The sequence below is a fragment of the Streptococcus sp. GMD4S genome, from assembly GCF_000296955.1.
Map to the genome: position 1 here is coordinate 1 of NZ_AJRE01000344.1, position 746 is coordinate 746.

The following is a 746-nucleotide window of genomic DNA, read 5'->3' on the forward strand; positions in this document are numbered from 1 at the left end:
ATGGAAAGGGGGACTTGCTCCTTGAGGTTTCCCAAGCTGTGACTGAGTTTGATATGGATATGGGAGTGTATTTGTCTCCTTGGGATGCTCACAGTCCCCTCTATCACGTGGACCAAGAAGCGGATTACAATGCCTACTATCTGGCTCAATTGAAGGAAATCTTGTCAAATCCTGCCTATGGAAATGCCGGTAAGTTCACTGAGGTGTGGATGGATGGTGCTCGAGGCGAAGGGGCCCAGAAGGTCAACTATGAGTTTGAGACTTGGTTTGAAACCATTCGTGACTTGCAGGGCGATTGTTTGATTTTCTCAACTGAGGGAACTAGTATTCGCTGGATTGGCAATGAACGAGGCTATGCAGGGGATCCCTTGTGGCAAAAAGTCAAGCCAGACCAGTTAGGAACAGAGGCGGAATTAGATTATCTACAGCACGGAGACCCCTTTGGGACGCTATTTTCAATCGGTGAGGCAGATGTTTCTCTTCGGCCGGGCTGGTTTTACCATGAGGATCAGGATCCTAAGTCTCTGGAGGAGTTGGTCGAAATCTACTTTCACTCGGTAGGGCGGGGAACTCCACTCTTGCTTAATATCCCACCGAACCAAGATGGCCTCTTTGATGAAAAGGATATCCAGCGTCTCTATGAATTTGCTGCCTACCGTGACGAGCTATATAAAGAAGATTTGGCTTTGGGAGCCACGGTATCTGGCCCTGCTCTATCACCAGACTATGCCTGTCATCATCTGACA

At 48.5% G+C, this 746-nt stretch carries 1 protein-coding gene; it reads left to right on the top strand.

Annotated elements, in window-relative coordinates; genetic code table 11:
- On the top strand, positions 1-746 hold a 746-nt coding region (locus GMD4S_RS09800), incomplete at both ends, for an alpha-L-fucosidase (RefSeq protein ID WP_000452522.1).